The sequence below is a fragment of the Streptomyces sp. NH27 genome (genome assembly GCF_056859195.1).
Map to the genome: position 1 here is coordinate 1 of NZ_JACEGK010000923.1, position 1442 is coordinate 1442.

Genomic DNA, 1442 nt, shown 5'->3' on the forward strand with positions numbered 1-1442 from the left:
CCCCGCACCCCTTCACCCGCACCGTCACCAGCGCCCCGTCGTACGCCCCGACCTCATCCTGCCCCAGGGGTCTGACAACGGGTCCGACGGTGACCCGGCCCACCCCGGCGGCCTTGGCGATGTGGGCGACGGTCGCGTCCGGGTCGCCGATCAGGTACTCCTGGACGGGTCCGCCCGGGTGCCCCCGTGCTGTCGGCTCCCGGACCACCCGCCGGTGGTGGGTTGGTCGCGCCGTTCCCCGCGCCCCTGGGTCTGTGCGGCTTCTTCCGTGGGTGTCCCGCCGCGCCGTTCCTCGTGCCCCTGTTGGGGTTCACCACCATGGCAGAGGTGCACCGATGAGGGGCGCGGGGAACTGCGCGCCAAGCCATCCACCGGCCGGTGGTCCGGCGACCCGGCTGTCCGGGCTGGGCCTGCGGGCCCCCGGGTTGGGCCGTCGTGGCTGAGCGTGCGGTTCTCCGCGCCCCGGGGACGTGCGGGGTCCTCCGTGGAAGGGGGCACCCGCCAAGGGGCCCGGCAGCCCGGGAGAGTCAGTGGCCGCGCATCTGTTCACCGATCCAGGAGGCCAGTTGGAGTGGCCCGAGGGCGGCGACGGGCATACCCGCGCTGACGATCTGCCCGGCCACGCCAGTGGAATAGCGGGGCCGCCCGGCGTCGTCGAGCGAGGCGCAACCGAGCACGCGGCAGCCGGAGTCCACGAGGGCGCGCACCTCCGCCAGGAGCGGCCCGATCGCGTCGCCCTCCTCGAAGTCGCTGATCAGGACGACGAGGGTGCGGGAGGGCACCGTGACGAGGGTGCGGGCGTGGCGCAGCCCGCGGGCGATGGACGTGCCGCCGCCGACGCGCACTTCGAGCAGCAGCGACAGCGGGTCGGACACGTGGTCGGTGAGGTCCAGGACCTCGGTGGAGAAGGCCACGAAGTGCGTGGTGAGCGCGGGCACTCCGGCGAGCACGGCCGCGGTGAGGGCGGCCCAGACCGTGGAGGACTCCATGGACCCCGACACGTCGACGACCAGGACGATCCGCCAGTCCGCGGAAGCGCGGGCGCGGCTGCGGAAGACCGGCCGCTCGGGTCGTACGCTGACCGTGCCGGTGACCGGATCGCGCTCGGCCGTCGCGAGGTTGGCGCGCAGGGTACGGGCCAGGTCCAGCGGGCCGCCCGGCCGGCGGGTGGGCCGCGGATGGGCCAGACCGGTCAGCGCCGGGCGCATCCGGACCGCGAGCGCGCGGGTCAGTTCGCCGATGATCCGGGCCACGAGGGGCCGCAGCCGGGCGAGTTGGCCCTCGGGCAGGCCGCCCGCGTAGGAGAGCACGGTACGCAGCAGGTCGACGGAGGGGCGTGCCGACTGCGGGTCGATGGCGAGCGCGGCGTCCACCCGGCCCGCCGAGGCCGCCGCCGACAGCACCTCCTCCCGTACATCCGCGCCGAACAGCTCCGCCAACTC

General features: G+C 75.2%; 2 protein-coding genes. Both read right to left on the reverse strand.

The annotated features are described in order from the left end of the window. Positions 1 to 208 (reverse strand): hypothetical protein (locus AC13HU_RS37115; RefSeq protein ID WP_483046405.1); only part of this gene is annotated, 208 nt, incomplete at its 3' end. A 319-nt stretch (positions 209 to 527) separates the two neighbouring features. Beyond that, a partial coding sequence (locus AC13HU_RS37120; protein ID WP_483046406.1) for a VWA domain-containing protein occupies positions 528 to 1442 on the reverse strand: 915 nt, incomplete at its 5' end.